Here is a 17,627-nt window from a genome sequence, read left to right on the forward strand (position 1 = left end):
TGCGAACTTCAGCTATTGCTTTTAGTTTATTTTCAAAGCAATATTTAATTGTCTTACTACAAAAGTTGCCTCCCTTACCCTTAAAGTCAGTTGTTAATTTCAATACTGTCCTATATGAGAGAGTCTTGTTGCTGATAGCTGACAGCGAGCTAGCTGAATGCTTACAATTATAGACTAATTTGCTGTGGACAAATTGACGCACTAAATTTGTTAACTTATTGGTACTTTCTAGTAAGCATTTCCTACGGAATGCTGCGCAAACAGCCGTCAGCCAGCCTCCTATGGTCAGAACTGCGAACTTCAGCTAGCCTCCTATGGTCGGAACTACGTTAACAGCTATTGCTTTTAATTTAGGATAAAAGCAATATTTAATTGTCTTACTACAAAAGTTGGCTCCTTTGCCTTTAAAGTAAGTTGTTAATTTAAACACTATCCCATAAGAGAGAGTCTTGTTGCTGATAGCTGACAGCTAATAGCTGAATGGTTACCTTGGAATTATGATAATCCTTACTTTATAGAGATAAAGTATAAGGATTTAATTCAAGATACTAATCTGATTTTATTCAGAGAATTTTTTCTTCTAGGGTTTAAGGAAAGAATTATTCCTAGTCTATTAAGAATAGCCTACAGAAAAAGTTTGTTTTCTGGACTGGTTTCAAACAGTAAGCATATCAGATAGGGAAAAAAACAGCAGTGGAAAGAATATTTTAAACCCATTCACGAAGCAAAATTTTCCGATCTATTTGATGATGTTTTGCTCAAACTCAATTATGAGTAATTATTCAATAATCGACCGACTAAATTTGCTAATCTTTTAGCACTATCATTTACTGCTAATTTTTCCGAACCATGACTCATTTTTTCCAGTTTTTCTGGTGAATTTAATAACTCCAAAACTACTGTTTTAAGTTTGTCTGAAGTTAATTCTGTTTGAGGAAAAACTATTGACGCTTCCATATTTGCAAATACATTAGCATTATAAACTTGATGATTATCAGCAGCATAAGGATAAGGAATTAAAATAGATGGTGTATGAGTAACTGCTAACTCTGTTAAACTACCTGCTCCTGCTCTACTAATCACTAAATTTGCCCGCTGAAATAAACCAGCCATATTATTATAAAATGTCGTGGGAAAATATTGGGGATGTTCTACACTAAAAGCATCTTGGTCATTTTCTCCAGTTTGGTGAATAATCCAAGCACCAGCATCAACCCATGCAGGAACACATTCTCTCACTAATTGGTTAACCGAAACTGCTCCTTGAGAACCACCAACAACTGCAATTACAGGGACATTTTCTGGAATAGGTATATCTAACACTTGGGGAGACAAAAATTGCTCTCTGACAGGAGTACCTACATAAACCGTCTTACTATTAGGAAGATATTTTGCTCCTTCCTCAAAACCCACTGCCACTACATTACATAAACGACTAAACCAGCGTGTCACCTTTCCTGGCAACACATTAGACTCATGGAGAATAACTGGTAAACCTAGAGAACGAGCAGCAATAATGGCCGGAGCAGCAATATAACCGCCTGTGGTAAACAATCCTTGAAAGTTTCCCTGCTTAAGTATATGTCTTACCTTTAGAATAGAGCCAATCAGTCCACTCAAAATTTTTAAAGTTCCCAGGCCCAATTTCTGTTGAAAACCTTCAACTGATATAGTATGGAGAGGATACTCGGATGGCACTAACTTAGTTTCTAGACGATTAGGTACTCCTAGCCATTCGATCTGATAATCCTTTAATTGGTCAGCAGTGGCGATCGCTGGAAATAAATGTCCGCCAGTGCCACTGGCCGCGATTAACAATTTAATTGATGTATTGGTCAAGGTTTCTTTCTCCCTGGTATAACAATGAAATAAGTCAAAAATCTCAAATCAAAAAGCCACAGTAATGAAAATTGATAATTTGTGTGTTGTAAATTATCTATAGCAGGGAACAGGGAATAGGGAACAGTGACAAAAGCTTTTCTCTGTCTCAGGTTCATCATCAATCTATATCCTAACCAACTCATTCCTTGCTATAACTTTCAGTTTTGCAGAAGGTCTAAATATTTCATAATCAGTCCTTAAATGCAGTAACATTCGGTAAAAATCAAACCTATGGCCATAGAATTCGATTCTAACAACTTTTATAAGTTAAAAATGATTATTTCTCAAATTATATTTCGTTCCCAAAGCAAATTTTTGATGAAATTTCAGAAATTATCAATAACATTATTTAGTTCTTTATTACTAAGTTTAACTGTTTCTTCTGGAATAGTTTTATCTCCTAATTTGGCTTTAGCTCAAGATAGAGATAAAACCCTGATGAACTGACCGATATGTTGAAAAAAATCGATCGAGCTGCCAGTCGTCAAGACTTAGAAGATGTAATGGATTTCTATAGTAATGATTTTACTAACTCTGATGGTTTAAATCGGGAAAGTTTGTCAGAAGCTTTATCTGAATTCTGGCAACTTTATCAATCAGTTAAATATCGTACTGAAGTAAAATCCTGGGAAATAGATGGCGATGCAATTGTGGCTGAAACTGTTACTTACATTACTGGTATTCAGGAAATGAACGATAGAAATATAACATTAAAGTCTACAATTACTTCTCAACAACGTTATGAAGGTAAAAAAATTGTTGAACAAGAAATTTTAGCCGAGCGTAGTGAACTTACATCAGGCAAAAATCCGCCTACTATTAATATCAATTTACCAGTAGAAGTAGAAGTAGGTGAAAAGTATAACTTTGATGTGGTTGTTGCAGAACCTTTAGGCGAACAAATTATGTTAGGAGCTGCTTGGGAAGAACCAATTAATGAAAATTCTTATAATTTTGAGCCTGCTAAATTTAAATTAGAACTATTGCCTTCTGGGGGAATTTTTAAAATTGGTGAGGCTACAGAAAATTCTCAGGATCAATGGTTATCAACAGTTTTGATGCGAAAAGGAGGTATTACTATTAGTACCCATCGTTTAAGGGTTTTGGATAAGTTCTAAGGAGTCATTAGAATTTAGAATTTAGAATTTAGAATTTAGAATTATTTATTCTTATAAATAATATAAATAAGAGGATTGAATAAAAGGATTTTTTTTCTTCTCTTGGTCGATTGGATATGCTTAGGAAACCCATCCATCCCACCCTTCGGGAAGCTGCGCTTTTCGGTGCGGAATGCGCTCGCATTCATGTCGCGTAGCGTTAACGTAGTTATGCGCCAGCAAAACGACCGCTTTTTTCTCCATGAATGGAGAGGCTTTATACCTGAATTTTTCGGTAAATAATTAAATCAAACTGGTAAATTTATAGAATAGTCAATATGATTTCTGTTGATAATAAAATAGTCTTAATTACAGGTGCTAGTAGTGGTATTGGAGAGTCTTGTGCCAATGTATTTGCTCAAGCAGGTGCAAATCTAATTTTGGCTGCACGTCGCCAAGAAAAACTGGAAAAACTTGCTGATGAATTAACTAAAAAATTCCAGTGTAAAATTTATTTATTAAAGCTAGATGTACGCGATCGCCTAGCAGTAGAATCAGCAATAAATTCTTTGCCTGACCCTTGGAAAAATATTGATATTTTGATTAATAATGCTGGTTTAAGTCGTGGTTTAGAGAAACTCCATATTGGGGACTTCAACGATTGGGAAGAAATGATTGATACTAATGTTAAAGGATTACTATACATGACTCGCTATGTAGTACCAGGAATGGTTAATCGTAGTCAAGGTCATGTAGTTAATATTGGTTCTATTGCTGGTCGTGCTGCTTATCCTGGAGGTAATGTTTATTGTGCTTCTAAGGCTGCTGTTAGAGCAATTTCTGAGGGGTTAAAACAGGATTTATTAGGAACTCCTGTGCGAGTCACTGAGATTCAACCAGGTTTAGTAGAGACAGAATTTAGTAATGTCCGATTCCATGGGGACACAGAAAAGGCTAAGAATGTTTACAAAGACTTGACACCATTAACCGGAGATGATATTGCAGATTTAGTATTTTTCTGCGTTACGCGATCGCCCCATGTTAATATCAGTGAACTATTGGTAGTACCCACAGACCAGGCTAATGCAACTATGGTTCATCGACATCATTGACATCTCCATAAAAGGGCAGGGAATTGATGGGGAGATGGGGAGATGGGGAGATGGGGAGATGGGGAGATGGGGAGATGGGGAGATGGGGAGATGGGGAGATGGGGAGATGGGGAGATGGGGAGATTTGCACAATTATCTGATGAATATTCTCTGACGACAAAGAATTAGCCCTGCCATAAAAGGGGGAATATGGAACAGGGAGAAGTAATTGATAAATTACAGATAAGAAATGATGAATTTTTTTTTGCACAAAAGACTAAAATTCATCTCAACTTCTAAGATGATAGAAACAATTTACACACAAAAAAGATGAAATATCCAAAACAACCTTTAACATATCCCATTATCCACAAAACAGACATAGTGGAAAATTATAATGGTGTTCAAGTTCCTGACCCCTATCGATGGTTAGAAGACCCTAATTCAGAAGAAACTCAAGCATGGGTAAAGGCGCAGAATGAAATTACTTTTAATTATCTCTCAGAAATTTCCGAACGAGAAAACATCAAAAAACGACTAACTAAAATCTGGGATTATGAAAAATATAGCGTTCCTTTCAAAGAAGGCGATCGCTACTTCTATTACAAGAATGATGGTTTACAAAATCAAAGTATTTTATACACTTTGCCTTCTCTTGATGCTGAATCAAAAGTTTTGATAGACCCCAACAAATTCTCAGAAGATGGAACAGTTGCTCTTTCGGGAATTGCTATTAGTAAAGATGGAAAATTAATCGCTTATGGTATTTCTAAGTCTGGTTCAGACTGGCAAGAATGGCGGATTAAAAATATTGAAACGGGAGAAGATTTACCAGATGTTTTGCAATGGATAAAATTTAATGTACCAGCTTGGAAAAATGATAATCAAGGTTTGTTTTATAGTCGCTACGAAAAACCACAAGCAGGAGAATTAGAAGAAACTAATTATTTACAAAAAGTTTACTACCATAGTTTAGGTACTCCTCAAAATGAGGATGTACTAATTTATGAAAAACCAGAGCGAAAAGAATGGAGTTTCAATTGTTATGTCACGGAAGATAGTAAATATTTAGTTATTACAGTTTGGCAAAGTACAGACCGCAAAAATTTGGTCTTTTATCAGGATTTAACTATAGAAGATGCGCCGATAGTAGAACTAATTAGTGAATTTGAAGCTGAATACCGTCTGATAGATAATGATGATAATATCTTTTGGTTTGTCACAGATTTTGATGCTCCGAAAAGACGAGTTATTGCTATTGATATTAATAACCCTCCATCTCCTTCTTTAGTCACAGGAGAAAATAAGGATAAATGGCAAGAAATTATTCCTGAAACAACAGATACATTGAGAGGAGTAGGTACACTTAATAATCAGTTTGTTGCTTTCTATTTAAAAGATGCTCATACTCAAGTAAAAATATTTAATCTTGATGGTTCCCCAGTCAGAAATGTAGACTTACCCGGAATTGGTTCTGTGGGTGGTTTTTATGGTAAACGTTACGAGACAACTACATTTTATAGTTATGTTAGTTTCACAACTCCCTCAACTATTTATCAGTACGATCTGGTCAGTGGTGAAAGTAAAATTTATCGTCAACCAACTGTAGATTTTAATCCTGATGAATTTGAAACCAAGCAAATTTTTTATAGTAGTAAGGATGGTACAAGAGTACCAATGTTTATTACTCATAAAAAGGGTCTGAAGCTGGATGGTAATAATCCGACTATTCTCTATGGATATGGAGGGTTTAGTATTTCTATCACTCCAAGTTTTTCTATTAGTAGATTAGTCTGGTTAGAGATGGGTGGCGTATATGCAGTTGCCAATATTCGTGGAGGTGGAGAATATGGTGAAGAGTGGCATAAAGCAGGAATAAAACAACATAAACAAAATGTATTTGATGATTTTATTAGTGCTGCTGAATGGTTGATTGAAAATAACTGGACTTCCTCGAAAAAATTAGCTATTACTGGTGCAAGTAATGGTGGTTTATTGGTAGGTGCTTGTATAACTCAAAGACCAGAATTATTTGGTGCAGCTCTACCTGCAGTGGGAGTAATGGATATGTTACGTTTCCATAAATTTACTATTGGTTGGGCGTGGGTTGCTGATTATGGTTCTCCAGATAATCCAGAAGAATTTAAAGCTTTATATGCTTATTCTCCCCTACATAATTTAAAGCCAGAAATATCTTATCCGGCAACTTTAATTACTACTGCTGACCATGATGACCGAGTTGTTCCAGCTCATAGTTTTAAGTTTATTTCTGCTTTACAAGCCGCTCATATTGGAGATAATCCAGTGTTAATTAGAATTGAAACTAAAGCAGGTCATGGAGCAGGAAAACCTACTACGAAAATTATTGAAGAAATTACAGATGAATTTGCTTTTTTGCTGAGAAATTTTCAGATTGAATTGCCAGAACATTTTGGTAATTAATTACAGCATTTTTGGAGTTGATGAAGTCAAAATTTTAGGACTTTAGGGAGTATGGAGTAGGGAAAAAAAGATTAATTTTAACACTGTACCTCACGCTTCCTAAAAAGTGTTGTAAGTTGTTAGTTAATCATAACTCCAATAATGATTTGATAAATTATTCTCCGGTATAACCAACTAAAAATCCATTCATTAATTGATAATGGATAATTGATAATTGATAATTACCTCTGGTTAAAACCGTTACGGAATTGAAAATAAGGAAATATTATTTCTTCTCTTGGTTGATTGGATATGGCGAGGGGACCCGCTCTTGACAGAGCCGCTCCGCTTTATATGTTGCGGAGCAAAACGCCATCCCTCAACAGCTTTTTTCCCCTTAAAAGGGGAGGCTTCAAGGCGCGAATTATTTAATTATTAATTATTAATTATTAATTATTAATTATTCGGTAAATATTCCTCCCCAAAAATCTTCAACAGAAACAACCTGTTGAACATTACTTTTTCGAGCAAATTAAACCATATACCAAAGAAGGATAATTAACGATTAGATTAGCCAGCTATAAACTACCTTAAGTTATAATTATTATTGGAAGTTAAAAATTTAGAAAAATGACAATTACAGTTAATGACTTACAGAATATGCTACAGCCTGAGCTAGATGAACTTTACAAAAATAGCCAGACAGGTATTATTCCTGATGGTGAAAGTAAAGGCACAGTAATATTTGCTCCTGGCACATCTTTTTCTCAGAATATTTCCTCAATTATTAAATTTCTAGCTTGGCAAGGTAAAATTTTTGATCGAGAACAAGGTTACTTACTAAATAAGATAACTCCTCTAAATATAGAATTAGTTAAAGCAGAAGTTTATTTGGGAAAAAGCTGGCTTGATGAGGGAGAGTCTATCATTCTTGACTATTCTCAAACATCTTTTATTGCTCAAAAAATTAGGGATGAAATTAGAGAAGTTGCGCCAAATATTTATCTAGGAAATGCTTACTGGGAAAAATATCGAGTTCTTAACTTTGTTCTAGAGTTTTAGTACAAAGCCGAATAAATTCCAAATCAATCCGTAGTGTTTAATTTTTTTTCAGTAACTCAACCCATTAATATTTTTTTGCAATATCTACTAACTACTAAAACCCTAATCCTAACTTTGAGATTTTGTCTGACGCAACTCTTGTTGTAAATCTTTCATAAATTCCAGAAAAAAATCTTTAAATACACAAGCTCTTTCTGAACTTCCAGTGCTAAAGGTAAAATTTATATCTTGGGTTTCAATAGCAGCTTCTCCAATTTTAAAGATAAAAACTGTTTTTCCTGGAATTGTAGGAGATGATAATAACCCATCAAAATTTGATTCCTTCACAGCTATTCGTGGTGCTTGAGGAGTCAAAGGATTAGATGTAAAAATTTATTCTACTGATTTATCTAGGTTATTTTTTAACGTTCTTAATCCACCTGTTGTTGCTTGCACAACCTCCCCAATATTATGTCCGACATCTAAAATATGAACATCATTGGGAAGATTTTTTGCACAGTAATTCATCAGTTGATTCTGTGCTTTTCTACCAGCTATATATTTCCACGGCAAGATAGCTTCGCCTAAACTTTGTACTGTATTTTTGGCAGTTTTAGTAATAGGTAGAGGAATCTCTTTATCAAAAAATCTTTGATTAACTATTTGCACCATTTCATAAGCAAGAACTTCATCTTCTGCATTTTTATTTAACAGTTAAGCAATTCTTTTAACATCTGCTTCACTATAACTTGTTGCCACTTTTTCCTCAAGATATGCTCGTCTTTGTTGATAGGTAGGATTAGAAGTTGACTCGAAAGGACAAAACCATAAGTCACGCTCTCGATCGTGAAATTTAGTAGCTCTAAAATAAATTTTTGCCCACTAAGGTAAGGAAGCAGTATCGTATGTGTGTAAACGGTCTACATCTCCTGAAGTTTCAATTTTCTTTATTTGCTCTGAATCAGAAATTATAATGATGTCTAGTAAAAATGGAATTTTCACTCGAAATGGATTAAAGCTGATAATATCTAACATTTTTCTGTTTCCTAAATATAGGTTTTATTACTTTTCTAATAGCTAGTGTCGCTACGCGGAAGTTAAAAGTTAAAAGTTAAAAGTCAAAAGTCAAAAGTTAAAAGTTAAAAGTTAATCATTTTTGATTTGTAATTGTTTTAGGATTTTGTAACTGGTCAGTTATTTCCGCCATCCTGCACTAGGGAGAATTAATTTTACTAATTAGGGTTTGCTGAAAAAGTCTTATGAGTGAAGGGAGGAGTCAGGATAAATGGGAATTATAGAAGAGGTAGTCGGATATTTTTCCCCTCGGTTTTTCTTCTGCTTGTCTACCCAAAATGCTAACTTTTTGAGCATTTTAGACTGAAACAAACGCACTTTATTTCGACACAAAAAAGCTAAATTTTTTATCTATAAATGCTTTGATATTTAATCAGTAAGCCCTAATTAAAATGATAACTCTTATAACTTCTGACTTCTGACTTCTTACTTCTTACTTTTGAATTCGTTATTACCGAATAATTAAGGTAAAAATCCTCTCCTTTAAAGGAGAAACAAGCGGTCGTTTGCGGAGCAGTCCGTTAGGATGGGATGGCGTTAGCGGAGCGGCTCTGATAAGAGCGGTCTCCTCGCCATATCCAATCGACCAAGAGAGAAAAAATTTTCCTTTTATTAAATCCTCTTCCTTTTAGGGAAAGGTAATGATCAATTATTAATTATCCATTATCCATTATCCATTATCCATTATTGAAACACCCACCTTTCGCCAAGGTGCAAAAGCATTTTCCACACTAAATAAAGCCCGACTTAAACTAGGATAATGCCGACGTAAAACAGTCAACATACTGTTATTATCAATCCAATCTAAACCAAATTGGGTATAAATTTCAGCTCGATAATCTTCAGTAAAGAAACGATCGCTTTTCAATCTTCGAGATGCCATAAGAATAAACACACGAAAAGCAGTATCACTAAAACCAAATCCCGTGGGAGGATTTTCCGCAAACATACCCACCATTAAATCCACACTATCAATATTATTCTGATAAACCTCTCGTAATTCTTTCACCCATTTTTCATTATCAGTAATCTCTTCAAAAGATTTTACTCGTCCACGACCAATCAATTCTCTAAAATCATTATAACGAGGAACACCCCGCTCCCGGTCTCGCAAAATATCTACAGCAGCTAAATCAAAAACTTCACCATTATCTCGCACAAGTTGTTGAAGAAAACTCGGATAATTATATAGAGTAATTGCTCCTGGATTAGTGATACCAAATGAGTAAAACAAATCCGGCATTTCTAAATTTTCAACCAGATTTCTAGTACGATTACCAGCAACTTCAAATAGATTATTCTTTTGTAATAAATTCCCGTTTTTAACCGAATAAAACTTAAATTCATCCGGCATTAATGGGTGCATTCTATACACAGAAACAAATTCTTCAGTTAAATAGTAGGGAGCTGTATGATGGTCAGTAGAAGAACCAATAATACCACTCAGCAGTTCGCTATCTCCCACACGGCCAAAAATATTCTTGAAATGTTGACCCAATAAACCCCACCAGTTAGAATCCATAGCTATTTGTAAAGCAGGAAGTCCTAGAATTCCCGGAGTCCATTCTACGGTGTGAATTTTTGCTAGTAAAGCAGCATTAATTAAACGAGCATGGTCAAATAGGTCTTCATCTGTCCATGCAGGATACTCTTGTTTAAGATGGTCGCAAATTGTGTTGTGTTCTTTGACAAATATAGTGTGGAGCATACTCAGTCCAATCCACCAATTATCGTCAAACCCTACTAGATCGATACCATTTTCAGAATTAATAGGTAATAAACCATCATCCTCAATTAACATTTTGCCGTCTACATGGGAACGTAACTTATCTATTGTTTCGCGATCGCTACCATATATTTGAGAAGCATCCCACCAATGAGTAACTGTATTAATATAAGTGGGAGGTCCTTGTGTATTCTCATCGCTACGAGTTGTATCTAGTAAAGTTTTTTTGATTTCTAAAGGTCGATATTCTTCAGGCCAAGGATCGCCTTCCTCCAGGGGAATTTGAAACTTATTGTCCTGTTGATTGCCTCCATGAGAAAACCAGTCATGGGTTTGAAATTGAATCCAAGCAGCAGCTAATAGATTTAGGGTAGTAGCTGGTACAAATTCCTCTCGCGTCAATAACTTTCGGCTAATCACACGAGGGTTAGGATTAAGTAAATTCTCTTCATTAGGATAAACATTCTTAAGTGGAAAATTACGCCCAAAGCGAGTACCTGCCATACCCATTTTGGGGTCTTCCAAGTCATTAAAACTACCATCAGCAGTACGCACAACTAAATGGCGATCGTCTGGTAGAGGTAGAGGTAACTCAATGTCATCTTGAGTAGGTAATTGTGCCGTATTATGAAGGTTTTCTTCTCTTAATTTGTTACGAAATCCAAGTAATTTTAGCAATGCAATGGGAGTAGGAAATTTATACCAAGACCACTTCATAAAGCTCTCCTTTTATAACAGTTATATTTTGAGGACTTGAGTTTAGAGTAAGGCTCAAGGGTGGGTTAAAAATATAGTTTTAACGTAAGCATTCAGCCGTCAGCTATCAGCTTATTGTTTTTAGTTTTAGATAAAAGCTTTACTAACTGATTCAGAATTGATACTTACTACAAAAGCCAGCTAAAACAGTCTATATTCATTTAAACTCCCTCATGAAAGCTGACAGCTGACAGCTAATAGCTGTTTGCGCAGCATTCCGCAGGAAATGCTTACGTTTTAACTCCTTTACAATATAACTATTAAGTACAGTAATTGCCTAGTGTTATTTTTTGATTAACTTATGTGAAGATTCCCGATATAAATTTGACTTTATTTAGCATTGTATAATTAATGAATTTATTTGTGTTTAATATATCGCTCTTAGAGTTAATTTTTATTAAGATTAAAATTTAGTAGTGGTGCATTGTAATTATTTCGGTAACAGTATAGTAGGCGTTTCAGCCACCATTCTTCACTACTATACATAACTAAAAGGAGTAGGTAGTGGTGTATTTTCAACAATTAATAATTAATAATTAATAATTACCTCTTCTTATAAAGAAGAGGATTGGCTAAAAGGTATTTTTTGCTAAAGTCCCGGTAAGAATTATTAAGCGTATTTTTACAAAGAAATAGTATTATTTATTACACTCCACAAATACCCCTTTCTTGGTTCCACAGGTTGTCAACTGATACTGATACTTCCGAACCAGGTTTGACATTACCTCCTGATATATCGATAAGAACTACATCTGCTGCTCCCAAGAAACCACCTCGGTAAACTGGTTGACCTTGCTCATTGACAGTATCGTAGGTTAATTCCGAGACTACAGGGGGTAAATCTGGAGAACGATCAAACCGGACTTGAGTAAACAATCCATTTATATAGGATGCTGTATAAGGATTGCCACCATGATCCAATCCATCACAAGATAGGGAATATGCTGCGTGGGCTAAAGGTACTGGTAGGAAAAATGTGCCGACAAATAGTAAGACAAATGTTGTTACTAATGTAGCTACTAATTTAGATATTTGTTGTGGGAACTTATGCCACACACTGCTGAAAAACTTAGTCATAAGATTGCTCATGTTTTTTCCTCGTTGAAGGGTTCAATAAATAGTGAATATTATAACAATACCAAAAAATTACTCTTCGTCAAGAAAATAATCTATCTAAATCTATAGTTTTATAGTTAGTTAATTAAGCCAAATTTTTGTGTGGGAAAAAGTTGGTTTTATTGTAAAGAATATTCAAGGTCTATTGTTTTTATCTAATATCACTTTGAAAAAGAATGCTAAAAATAAGGTATATATAGCAATCCTATTTTATTCGTGTCAAAAATCTTACTGCTTTTTAGGGAACAGGGAACAGGTAAGAGTTTCAGTTTTTTTATCTACTTTTTGATTTTTCGCAACCTATTTAGGATTGCCATATTAATTCAGATATGCTTATACCAATTTCCTCAAGTAAAACTACATAGAACTTGACATCTTGGTTTTTAAGCTTGATAGATTACTTTTACCGAAAAATTGTGGTTGAAAGCCTCCTATTTTAAGAGGATAAAAGCGGTCGTTAGCAGAGCTTCCCGTTAGGGTGGGATGGCTCCGAAACCTGCGCCATATCCAATCGACCAAGAGAAGAAAAAATTTGATGATTAGTCAATCCTATCCGTTTTAAAGGAGAGGTAATTCTAAATTATTAATTCTTAATTCTAAATTCTTGAAAACCGTTGTTTAAGTTTATGAAATTGGTATTAAAAATAGCTAAATAAATTTATTTTAGATAATTATATCTCTCGTTTTCTATCTTTTTAAATATTTATTCCTTATTCATTCTTGTTTCTTCCTTCTTCCTTACTTCTACCATTTATATCATGTCTGCGCTTTATCATTTGTGTAAACCCAAGGGTAAATATCTAGTGAAGATTTCGAGGAAATTTAAGTTTTTTTTTCAGACTTTTAAGCCTTCCTCTCTCTTCCTTTTTCCTTTTCCCATATCTGGTATTCCGTACTTGCGCGGTCTACCATTCAATCTACAAAACTAACAAAAGATTTATATGTTGCTTTTACTCCTCAAAAGTAGCCATTTACTTCCAGATTTGTTCATTTACTCCAAGGAACATTTATACTAAAATTTTTCTAGAAGAATTTTATGATGACAAATTTTTGTCCATAATTTGTTAACAAAAACTCTTGATTATCCAACCTATTATGTAGGAGTTACAGAATGTCCTCACAACTTTTAACCGTTATCAATGACAACTATCAAGCAGTAAAAAATGATGGACAAGATGTGATTGCCGGATTGAAAAAAAGTCCCAAGAGTTTGCCCCCCAAATATTTTTATGACGATCGCGGTTCAGAACTATTTGAAGATATTTGTCAGTTACCTGAATATTATCCGACTCGTACAGAAGCTTCCATTCTAGAGGAATATGCAGATGAAATTGCTCAACTAACTGGATGTTGTGAATTAGTAGAATTAGGCAGTGGTAGTTCGACCAAAACTCGCCTGTTGTTAGATGCTTATCAAAAAGTAGGTGGTTCTTTTAGATATGTACCTACTGATGTAAGTGGGGGAATACTCAAAAATAGCGTATTAGAGCTAAAAGAAAAATATCCAAATTTCTCTATTGAAGGATTTATTGGCACTTATGATGAAACTTTAGCTCATCTAAAGTCAAACCCTACACCAACCTCTTTTGTAGGAACTTCCCTAAACAGAACAATTTGTTTTTTGGGAAGTTCTGTTGGTAATTTTCCACCAGAAGAATTAGACCGTTTTTTGAACCAAGTTACTGATGCTTCAAAACCAGGAAATTATTTTTTACTTGGTATAGATTTACAAAAACCCAAAGAAATTTTAGAACCAGCTTATAACGATAGTCAAGGAGTTACGGCTGCTTTTAATTTGAATATGTTATCCCATTTGAATTGGCGTTTCCAAGGAAATTTTGACCTCGATTTATTTACTCATAAAGCTATTTATAATCAAGAAAAATCTCAAATAGAAATGCGTCTTTATTGTCAAGAGAATGTCACCTTCTCTTTAGAAATTCTAGATTTAAAGGTTGATTTTGAAAAAGGGGAAAGTATTCTGACTGAAGTTTCTCGCAAGTTTGATTTAGCAGTTATTCAAACAGAGATGGAAACAAAAGGACTTAAAGTTAAGAAAGTATGGACAGACCCTAAAAAGTGGTTTGGATTAATTCTTTGTCAAGCTTAATTTGAAGGAAGAAGGAAGAATGAAGAAGGAAGAAGGAAGAAAAAAATATGGTAAACATTTCCTATGGAATGTTGCCCAAAGAGAGGTCATGTCTCAGCAATTAGTGGGAAAAAACTGTAGGGGTTTGGAGACAAAACCCCTACGTTCAATAATTGATAATTGATAATGGATAATTGATAATTACCTCTCCCTAAAAGGAAGAGGATTGAATAAAAGGAAAAAATTTATTTTTTTTTCCCTTGAAAGGGGAGGCTTTAAACCTGAATTACTTAATTATTTAATTATTAATTCTTCGGTAAAATATTACAACCTATAGCGTTTTCAAATGAAGTGTAAATCTAGATTGAGGTTTTTTATCATAAAAATAATCCTGTCTTGAGTGCCTACTAATCCTTGTGGAAAGCTACTACTTAATGTTGTTTTCCTTTACTTTCTTTATTCCTTATTCACAAAAAAACTGAATCCTAAATCTTAAACACCTTGCAAAAGTAAACAATTAAAATTATTTTCCCGTTAATAACACTATGAACCAGATAAAATCTACTACTCCACCAAAATTTGATAGTTGTCATACTAACAGCAACCTACGCCAAGAAATTCTTGACTACTTTCAGAATGCTTGGCAACTTGAAGATATTTTGATGAACAGTCTAGTCGGTGAAGAAACATTTTATTCCAATCCCGACCCTTTGAGAAATCCTTTAATTTTTTATCTCGGACATTCAGCAGTTTTCTACATCAATAAATTAATTCGTGTGGAATTATTAGAAAAACGCCTCAACCCTAACTATGAAATATTATTTGAATTGGGAGTAGATCCAGAAATACCAGAAGAGTTAGACCAAGCGATCGCTCATATAAACTGGCCTAAACTTGAAGATGTTTGGCAGTATCGAGAAAAAGTCTATCAAATTATATTAGACCTAATTGAGAAAACTCCTTTAAATCTTCCCATCCATCAAAATCATCCTCTGTGGGGATTAATGATGGGTATCGAACATCAACGCATCCATATCGAAACTTCATCTATGTTGTTTCGGCAACTACCTGTAGAAAAACTAAAACGTCCTAGTAATTGGGAATATGCTCCTACAAATGCTAGGCAAATTGATAATGAAATGGTTGAAGTTGCTGCTGGGGTAGTAAAAATAGGTAAACCAGCAGATTATCCTACTTTTGGTTGGGACATAGAATATGGCGATCGCCAAGTGGAAGTCTCACCTTTTATTGCTAGTAAATATTTAATTACTAATTCAGAATTTCTAGAATTTGTTAAGTCTGGTGGTTACGAAAATCAAGATTATTGGACTCAAGAAAGTTGGCATTGGAAAACTCAAAATAACATCAAACATCCTAAATTTTGGAGACCTGAAAATGGTAACTATAAATATAGATATCGAGCCATGTTTGATGAAATAGATTTACCTTTAGATTGGCCTGTAGAAGTTAATCATTATGAAGCAATGGCTTATTGTTGTTGGAGGGGTGAAAATACTCGGTTAATGAGTGAAGCTGAATATAACTTAGCAACTTATAGTAATGGTAAAGAAGCAGAAGCAGATAATTATAATCTGAATTTTAAATTTGGTTCTCCTTCTCCAGTTGGTTTATTAGAAACTGCAAAAAATGAATCGGGATTATATGATTTGCGGGGTAATGTTTGGGAATGGTTAACTGATAATTTGAATCCTCTTTCAGGATATAAAACTCATCAACTATATGAAGATTATTCGGCTCCATTTTTTGATAGTAGACATAATATGATGTTAGGGGGATGTTGGATAACTAATGGAACAGAAGCTTTGAAATATTATCGTAATTGGTTTCGTCCAAACTTTTATCAACACGCTGGTTTTAGAATAGTTCAGGGATATTCAAAAATTAATAATTAATAATTAATAATTAATAATTAATAAAGCTTTGAACATAAACTAAAAGCTATAGTTGATGGCTGACGACTGAATGCTTACATTTTTACCGAATAATTCAGGTTTAAAGCCTCTCCTTTAAAGGAGAAACAATAAAATATGTTCCTTTTATTCAATCCTCTTCCTTTTAGGGAGAGATAATTATCAATTATCAATTATTGAAAGTATTACTCCCAATTTTTTTTGACCATTAATCAATTATATTAAATAGGGTTTGCGCTCAAAAGTCTTTTTGCGCTTGACAGAGAGTAGGGAGTAGTGAAGAGTCAAGAGGAATCAGGAGTTGTAGAGGACGTACAAAGGAAAAATTATCCCAAGATTGTTCTGCCTCTTAACTTACGCCAATACTCACTTTTTGAGCTTTCCGTAAGGCAAAAACCTGGTACTTTTTCACTACCATTAAAGGCCAAAACCTTTATAGATCAAGACTTTTATATTTAATCAGCAAACCCTAAATAGAAAAAATCCTAGATAAATTAATATGAAAGACTCTCAAATTACATCCGCAGAAGAATTTCAAATAGCAGGATATTTTTTGCAAGAAAATTTTCTTTCTCACAAAGAATGTGATTCCTTATTACAACTAATTACCGATTATCGCCAGAAAAATTCTATTCCTAAAATTTATCGCAATATTAAACCCATTCCCTTAAGTTATTTTGTCATAGATGGAAAAATAATTAAGTCTCAGATTCCAGAAATTCAAAAACTATACGAAACTGTGAATCTAGTTATTAATAACGTAACAAATAGACAATTTTTTCCTTTAAATGATATTCAAGTAGGGTGCAATATTAATATTACTGAAAAAGGAGGTACATATCGCTGGCATTATGACCGAAACGCTATTACAGCTCTCTTATATTTGAACAAAGTTGATGGAGGAGAAATCGAATTTTATCCCAACTATAGAATCATCTTACCCAAAGCTAAATTTTCTAGATTTCAGAATGTGATAGACCGGGTACAACAATTGAGTTTTTTTCGTCACACCTTTGGAAAACAAATTATTATTAAACCTCAGCCAGGTCTACTGTTAGTTATGGCTGGCAATAAATCTCTACATAGCGTTCGTCCAGTAACAGAATCAAGGGAGCGAATTAATATTGTTATGGCTTACGATTTACCTAATGCTAGTTTTGTAGTTAAAGACCAACTGAATACTTATTTATATAGTTCAGAAGACGTTTTAAATACAGACCCAAATTACTCTTAATCGGGTAATACTAACTCAAGCTAAAGTTAAATTATAGATAATTCAACAATTAATAATTAGGGTTTGCTGAAAAATTCTTATGGGTAAGGGTAGGAGACAACCCACCCCTCGCCCCTCCCCTCCCAACCCACCCCTCGCCCCTCCCAGGAGGGAGGAGAAGACAGGAGACA

General features: G+C 34.2%; 15 protein-coding genes. 10 read left to right on the forward strand and 5 right to left on the reverse strand.

Annotated features, from left to right (window positions below):
- Positions 1-768: 768 nt before the first annotated feature.
- Positions 769-1,839, reverse strand: coding sequence for an undecaprenyldiphospho-muramoylpentapeptide beta-N-acetylglucosaminyltransferase (murG, locus tag SAGCYANO_RS31440; RefSeq protein ID WP_202223668.1), 1,071 nt, complete (start codon positions 1,837-1,839; stop codon positions 769-771).
- A 273-nt stretch (positions 1,840-2,112) separates the two neighbouring features.
- On the opposite strand from murG, the gene SAGCYANO_RS31445 reads away from it, so the two are divergent.
- The 6 genes from SAGCYANO_RS31445 to SAGCYANO_RS31470 all read left to right on the forward strand — a co-directional run bounded on the left by SAGCYANO_RS31445 (position 2,113) and on the right by SAGCYANO_RS31470 (position 7,552).
- A complete protein-coding gene (locus SAGCYANO_RS31445) occupies positions 2,113-2,328 on the forward strand; it encodes a hypothetical protein (RefSeq protein ID WP_202223669.1) in 216 nt (71 codons plus the stop codon).
- A 5-nt stretch (positions 2,329-2,333) separates the two neighbouring features.
- Entirely contained in the window at positions 2,334-2,999 is a 666-nt protein-coding gene (locus SAGCYANO_RS31450; protein ID WP_202223670.1) for a nuclear transport factor 2 family protein, read from the forward strand.
- Between the two features lie 317 nt (positions 3,000-3,316).
- A complete protein-coding gene (locus SAGCYANO_RS31455; RefSeq protein WP_202223671.1) occupies positions 3,317-4,090 on the forward strand; it encodes an SDR family oxidoreductase in 774 nt (257 codons plus the stop codon).
- Entirely contained in the window at positions 4,062-4,244 is a 183-nt protein-coding gene (locus SAGCYANO_RS31460) for a hypothetical protein (protein WP_202223672.1), read from the forward strand. Before SAGCYANO_RS31455 ends, SAGCYANO_RS31460 begins: the two co-directional genes overlap by 29 nt.
- Before the next feature lie 155 nt (positions 4,245-4,399).
- On the forward strand, positions 4,400-6,511 hold the full coding sequence (locus SAGCYANO_RS31465) for a prolyl oligopeptidase family protein (protein ID WP_202223673.1): 2,112 nt from the start codon (positions 4,400-4,402) through the stop codon (positions 6,509-6,511).
- A 609-nt stretch (positions 6,512-7,120) separates the two neighbouring features.
- Positions 7,121-7,552, forward strand: a complete 432-nt coding sequence (locus tag SAGCYANO_RS31470) for a hypothetical protein (RefSeq protein ID WP_202223674.1) — start codon at positions 7,121-7,123, stop codon at positions 7,550-7,552.
- A 108-nt stretch (positions 7,553-7,660) separates the two neighbouring features.
- Here the strand turns inward: SAGCYANO_RS31470 and SAGCYANO_RS31475 are convergent, their stop codons facing one another.
- From SAGCYANO_RS31475 to SAGCYANO_RS31495, 4 genes are all read right to left on the reverse strand, one after another.
- Positions 7,661-7,906 (reverse strand): hypothetical protein, encoded by a 246-nt coding sequence (locus SAGCYANO_RS31475; RefSeq protein WP_202223675.1) that lies wholly within the window; start codon positions 7,904-7,906, stop codon positions 7,661-7,663.
- Positions 7,907-7,924: 18 nt separating this feature from the next.
- Positions 7,925-8,203, reverse strand: coding sequence for a hypothetical protein (locus tag SAGCYANO_RS31480; RefSeq protein ID WP_202223676.1), 279 nt, complete (start codon positions 8,201-8,203; stop codon positions 7,925-7,927).
- Positions 8,204-9,275: 1,072 nt separating this feature from the next.
- A complete protein-coding gene (locus tag SAGCYANO_RS31490) occupies positions 9,276-11,048 on the reverse strand; it encodes a peroxidase family protein (RefSeq protein WP_202223678.1) in 1,773 nt (590 codons plus the stop codon).
- Between the two features lie 684 nt (positions 11,049-11,732).
- Positions 11,733-12,176 carry a hypothetical protein gene (locus SAGCYANO_RS31495; protein ID WP_202223679.1) on the reverse strand — a complete coding sequence of 148 codons (444 nt, stop codon included), beginning with the start codon at positions 12,174-12,176 and terminating at the stop codon, positions 11,733-11,735.
- A gap of 1,138 nt (positions 12,177-13,314) precedes the next feature.
- Here SAGCYANO_RS31495 and egtD point away from each other — a divergent pair.
- The 4 genes from egtD to SAGCYANO_RS31520 all read left to right on the forward strand — a co-directional run bounded on the left by egtD (position 13,315) and on the right by SAGCYANO_RS31520 (position 17,457).
- Positions 13,315-14,313, forward strand: a complete 999-nt coding sequence (egtD, locus tag SAGCYANO_RS31500) for an L-histidine N(alpha)-methyltransferase (RefSeq protein WP_202223680.1) — start codon at positions 13,315-13,317, stop codon at positions 14,311-14,313.
- A 19-nt stretch (positions 14,314-14,332) separates the two neighbouring features.
- On the forward strand, positions 14,333-14,476 hold the full coding sequence (locus tag SAGCYANO_RS31505) for a hypothetical protein (RefSeq protein ID WP_202223681.1): 144 nt from the start codon (positions 14,333-14,335) through the stop codon (positions 14,474-14,476).
- A gap of 361 nt (positions 14,477-14,837) precedes the next feature.
- Complete coding sequence (ovoA, locus tag SAGCYANO_RS31510; RefSeq protein WP_202223682.1) at positions 14,838-16,205, forward strand: 5-histidylcysteine sulfoxide synthase; 1,368 nt, start codon at positions 14,838-14,840, stop codon at positions 16,203-16,205.
- A 517-nt stretch (positions 16,206-16,722) separates the two neighbouring features.
- On the forward strand, positions 16,723-17,457 hold the full coding sequence (locus SAGCYANO_RS31520) for a 2OG-Fe(II) oxygenase (RefSeq protein ID WP_202223684.1): 735 nt from the start codon (positions 16,723-16,725) through the stop codon (positions 17,455-17,457).
- Positions 17,458-17,627: the final 170 nt, after the last annotated feature.

It is taken from the genome of Okeania sp. KiyG1 (genome assembly GCF_014132355.1).
GTDB lineage: Bacteria > Cyanobacteriota > Cyanobacteriia > Cyanobacteriales > Microcoleaceae > Okeania.

Excerpts from the sequence above, each read along its gene's own strand:
- SAGCYANO_RS31445 (WP_202223669.1), top strand. The coding sequence starts at position 2,113 with ATGGCCATAGAATTCGATTCTAACAACTTTTATAAGTTAAAAATGATT.
- SAGCYANO_RS31450 (WP_202223670.1), top strand. The coding sequence starts at position 2,334 with ATGTTGAAAAAAATCGATCGAGCTGCCAGTCGTCAAGACTTAGAAGAT.
- SAGCYANO_RS31455 (WP_202223671.1), top strand. The coding sequence starts at position 3,317 with ATGATTTCTGTTGATAATAAAATAGTCTTAATTACAGGTGCTAGTAGT.
- SAGCYANO_RS31460 (WP_202223672.1), top strand. The coding sequence starts at position 4,062 with ATGCAACTATGGTTCATCGACATCATTGACATCTCCATAAAAGGGCAG.
- SAGCYANO_RS31465 (WP_202223673.1), top strand. The coding sequence starts at position 4,400 with ATGAAATATCCAAAACAACCTTTAACATATCCCATTATCCACAAAACA.
- SAGCYANO_RS31470 (WP_202223674.1), top strand. The coding sequence starts at position 7,121 with ATGACAATTACAGTTAATGACTTACAGAATATGCTACAGCCTGAGCTA.
- SAGCYANO_RS31480 (WP_202223676.1), bottom strand. The coding sequence starts at position 8,203 with ATGGTGCAAATAGTTAATCAAAGATTTTTTGATAAAGAGATTCCTCTA.
- SAGCYANO_RS31490 (WP_202223678.1), bottom strand. The coding sequence starts at position 11,048 with ATGAAGTGGTCTTGGTATAAATTTCCTACTCCCATTGCATTGCTAAAA.
- SAGCYANO_RS31495 (WP_202223679.1), bottom strand. The coding sequence starts at position 12,176 with ATGAGCAATCTTATGACTAAGTTTTTCAGCAGTGTGTGGCATAAGTTC.
- egtD (WP_202223680.1), top strand. The coding sequence starts at position 13,315 with ATGTCCTCACAACTTTTAACCGTTATCAATGACAACTATCAAGCAGTA.
- SAGCYANO_RS31505 (WP_202223681.1), top strand. The coding sequence starts at position 14,333 with ATGAAGAAGGAAGAAGGAAGAAAAAAATATGGTAAACATTTCCTATGG.
- ovoA (WP_202223682.1), top strand. The coding sequence starts at position 14,838 with ATGAACCAGATAAAATCTACTACTCCACCAAAATTTGATAGTTGTCAT.
- SAGCYANO_RS31520 (WP_202223684.1), top strand. The coding sequence starts at position 16,723 with ATGAAAGACTCTCAAATTACATCCGCAGAAGAATTTCAAATAGCAGGA.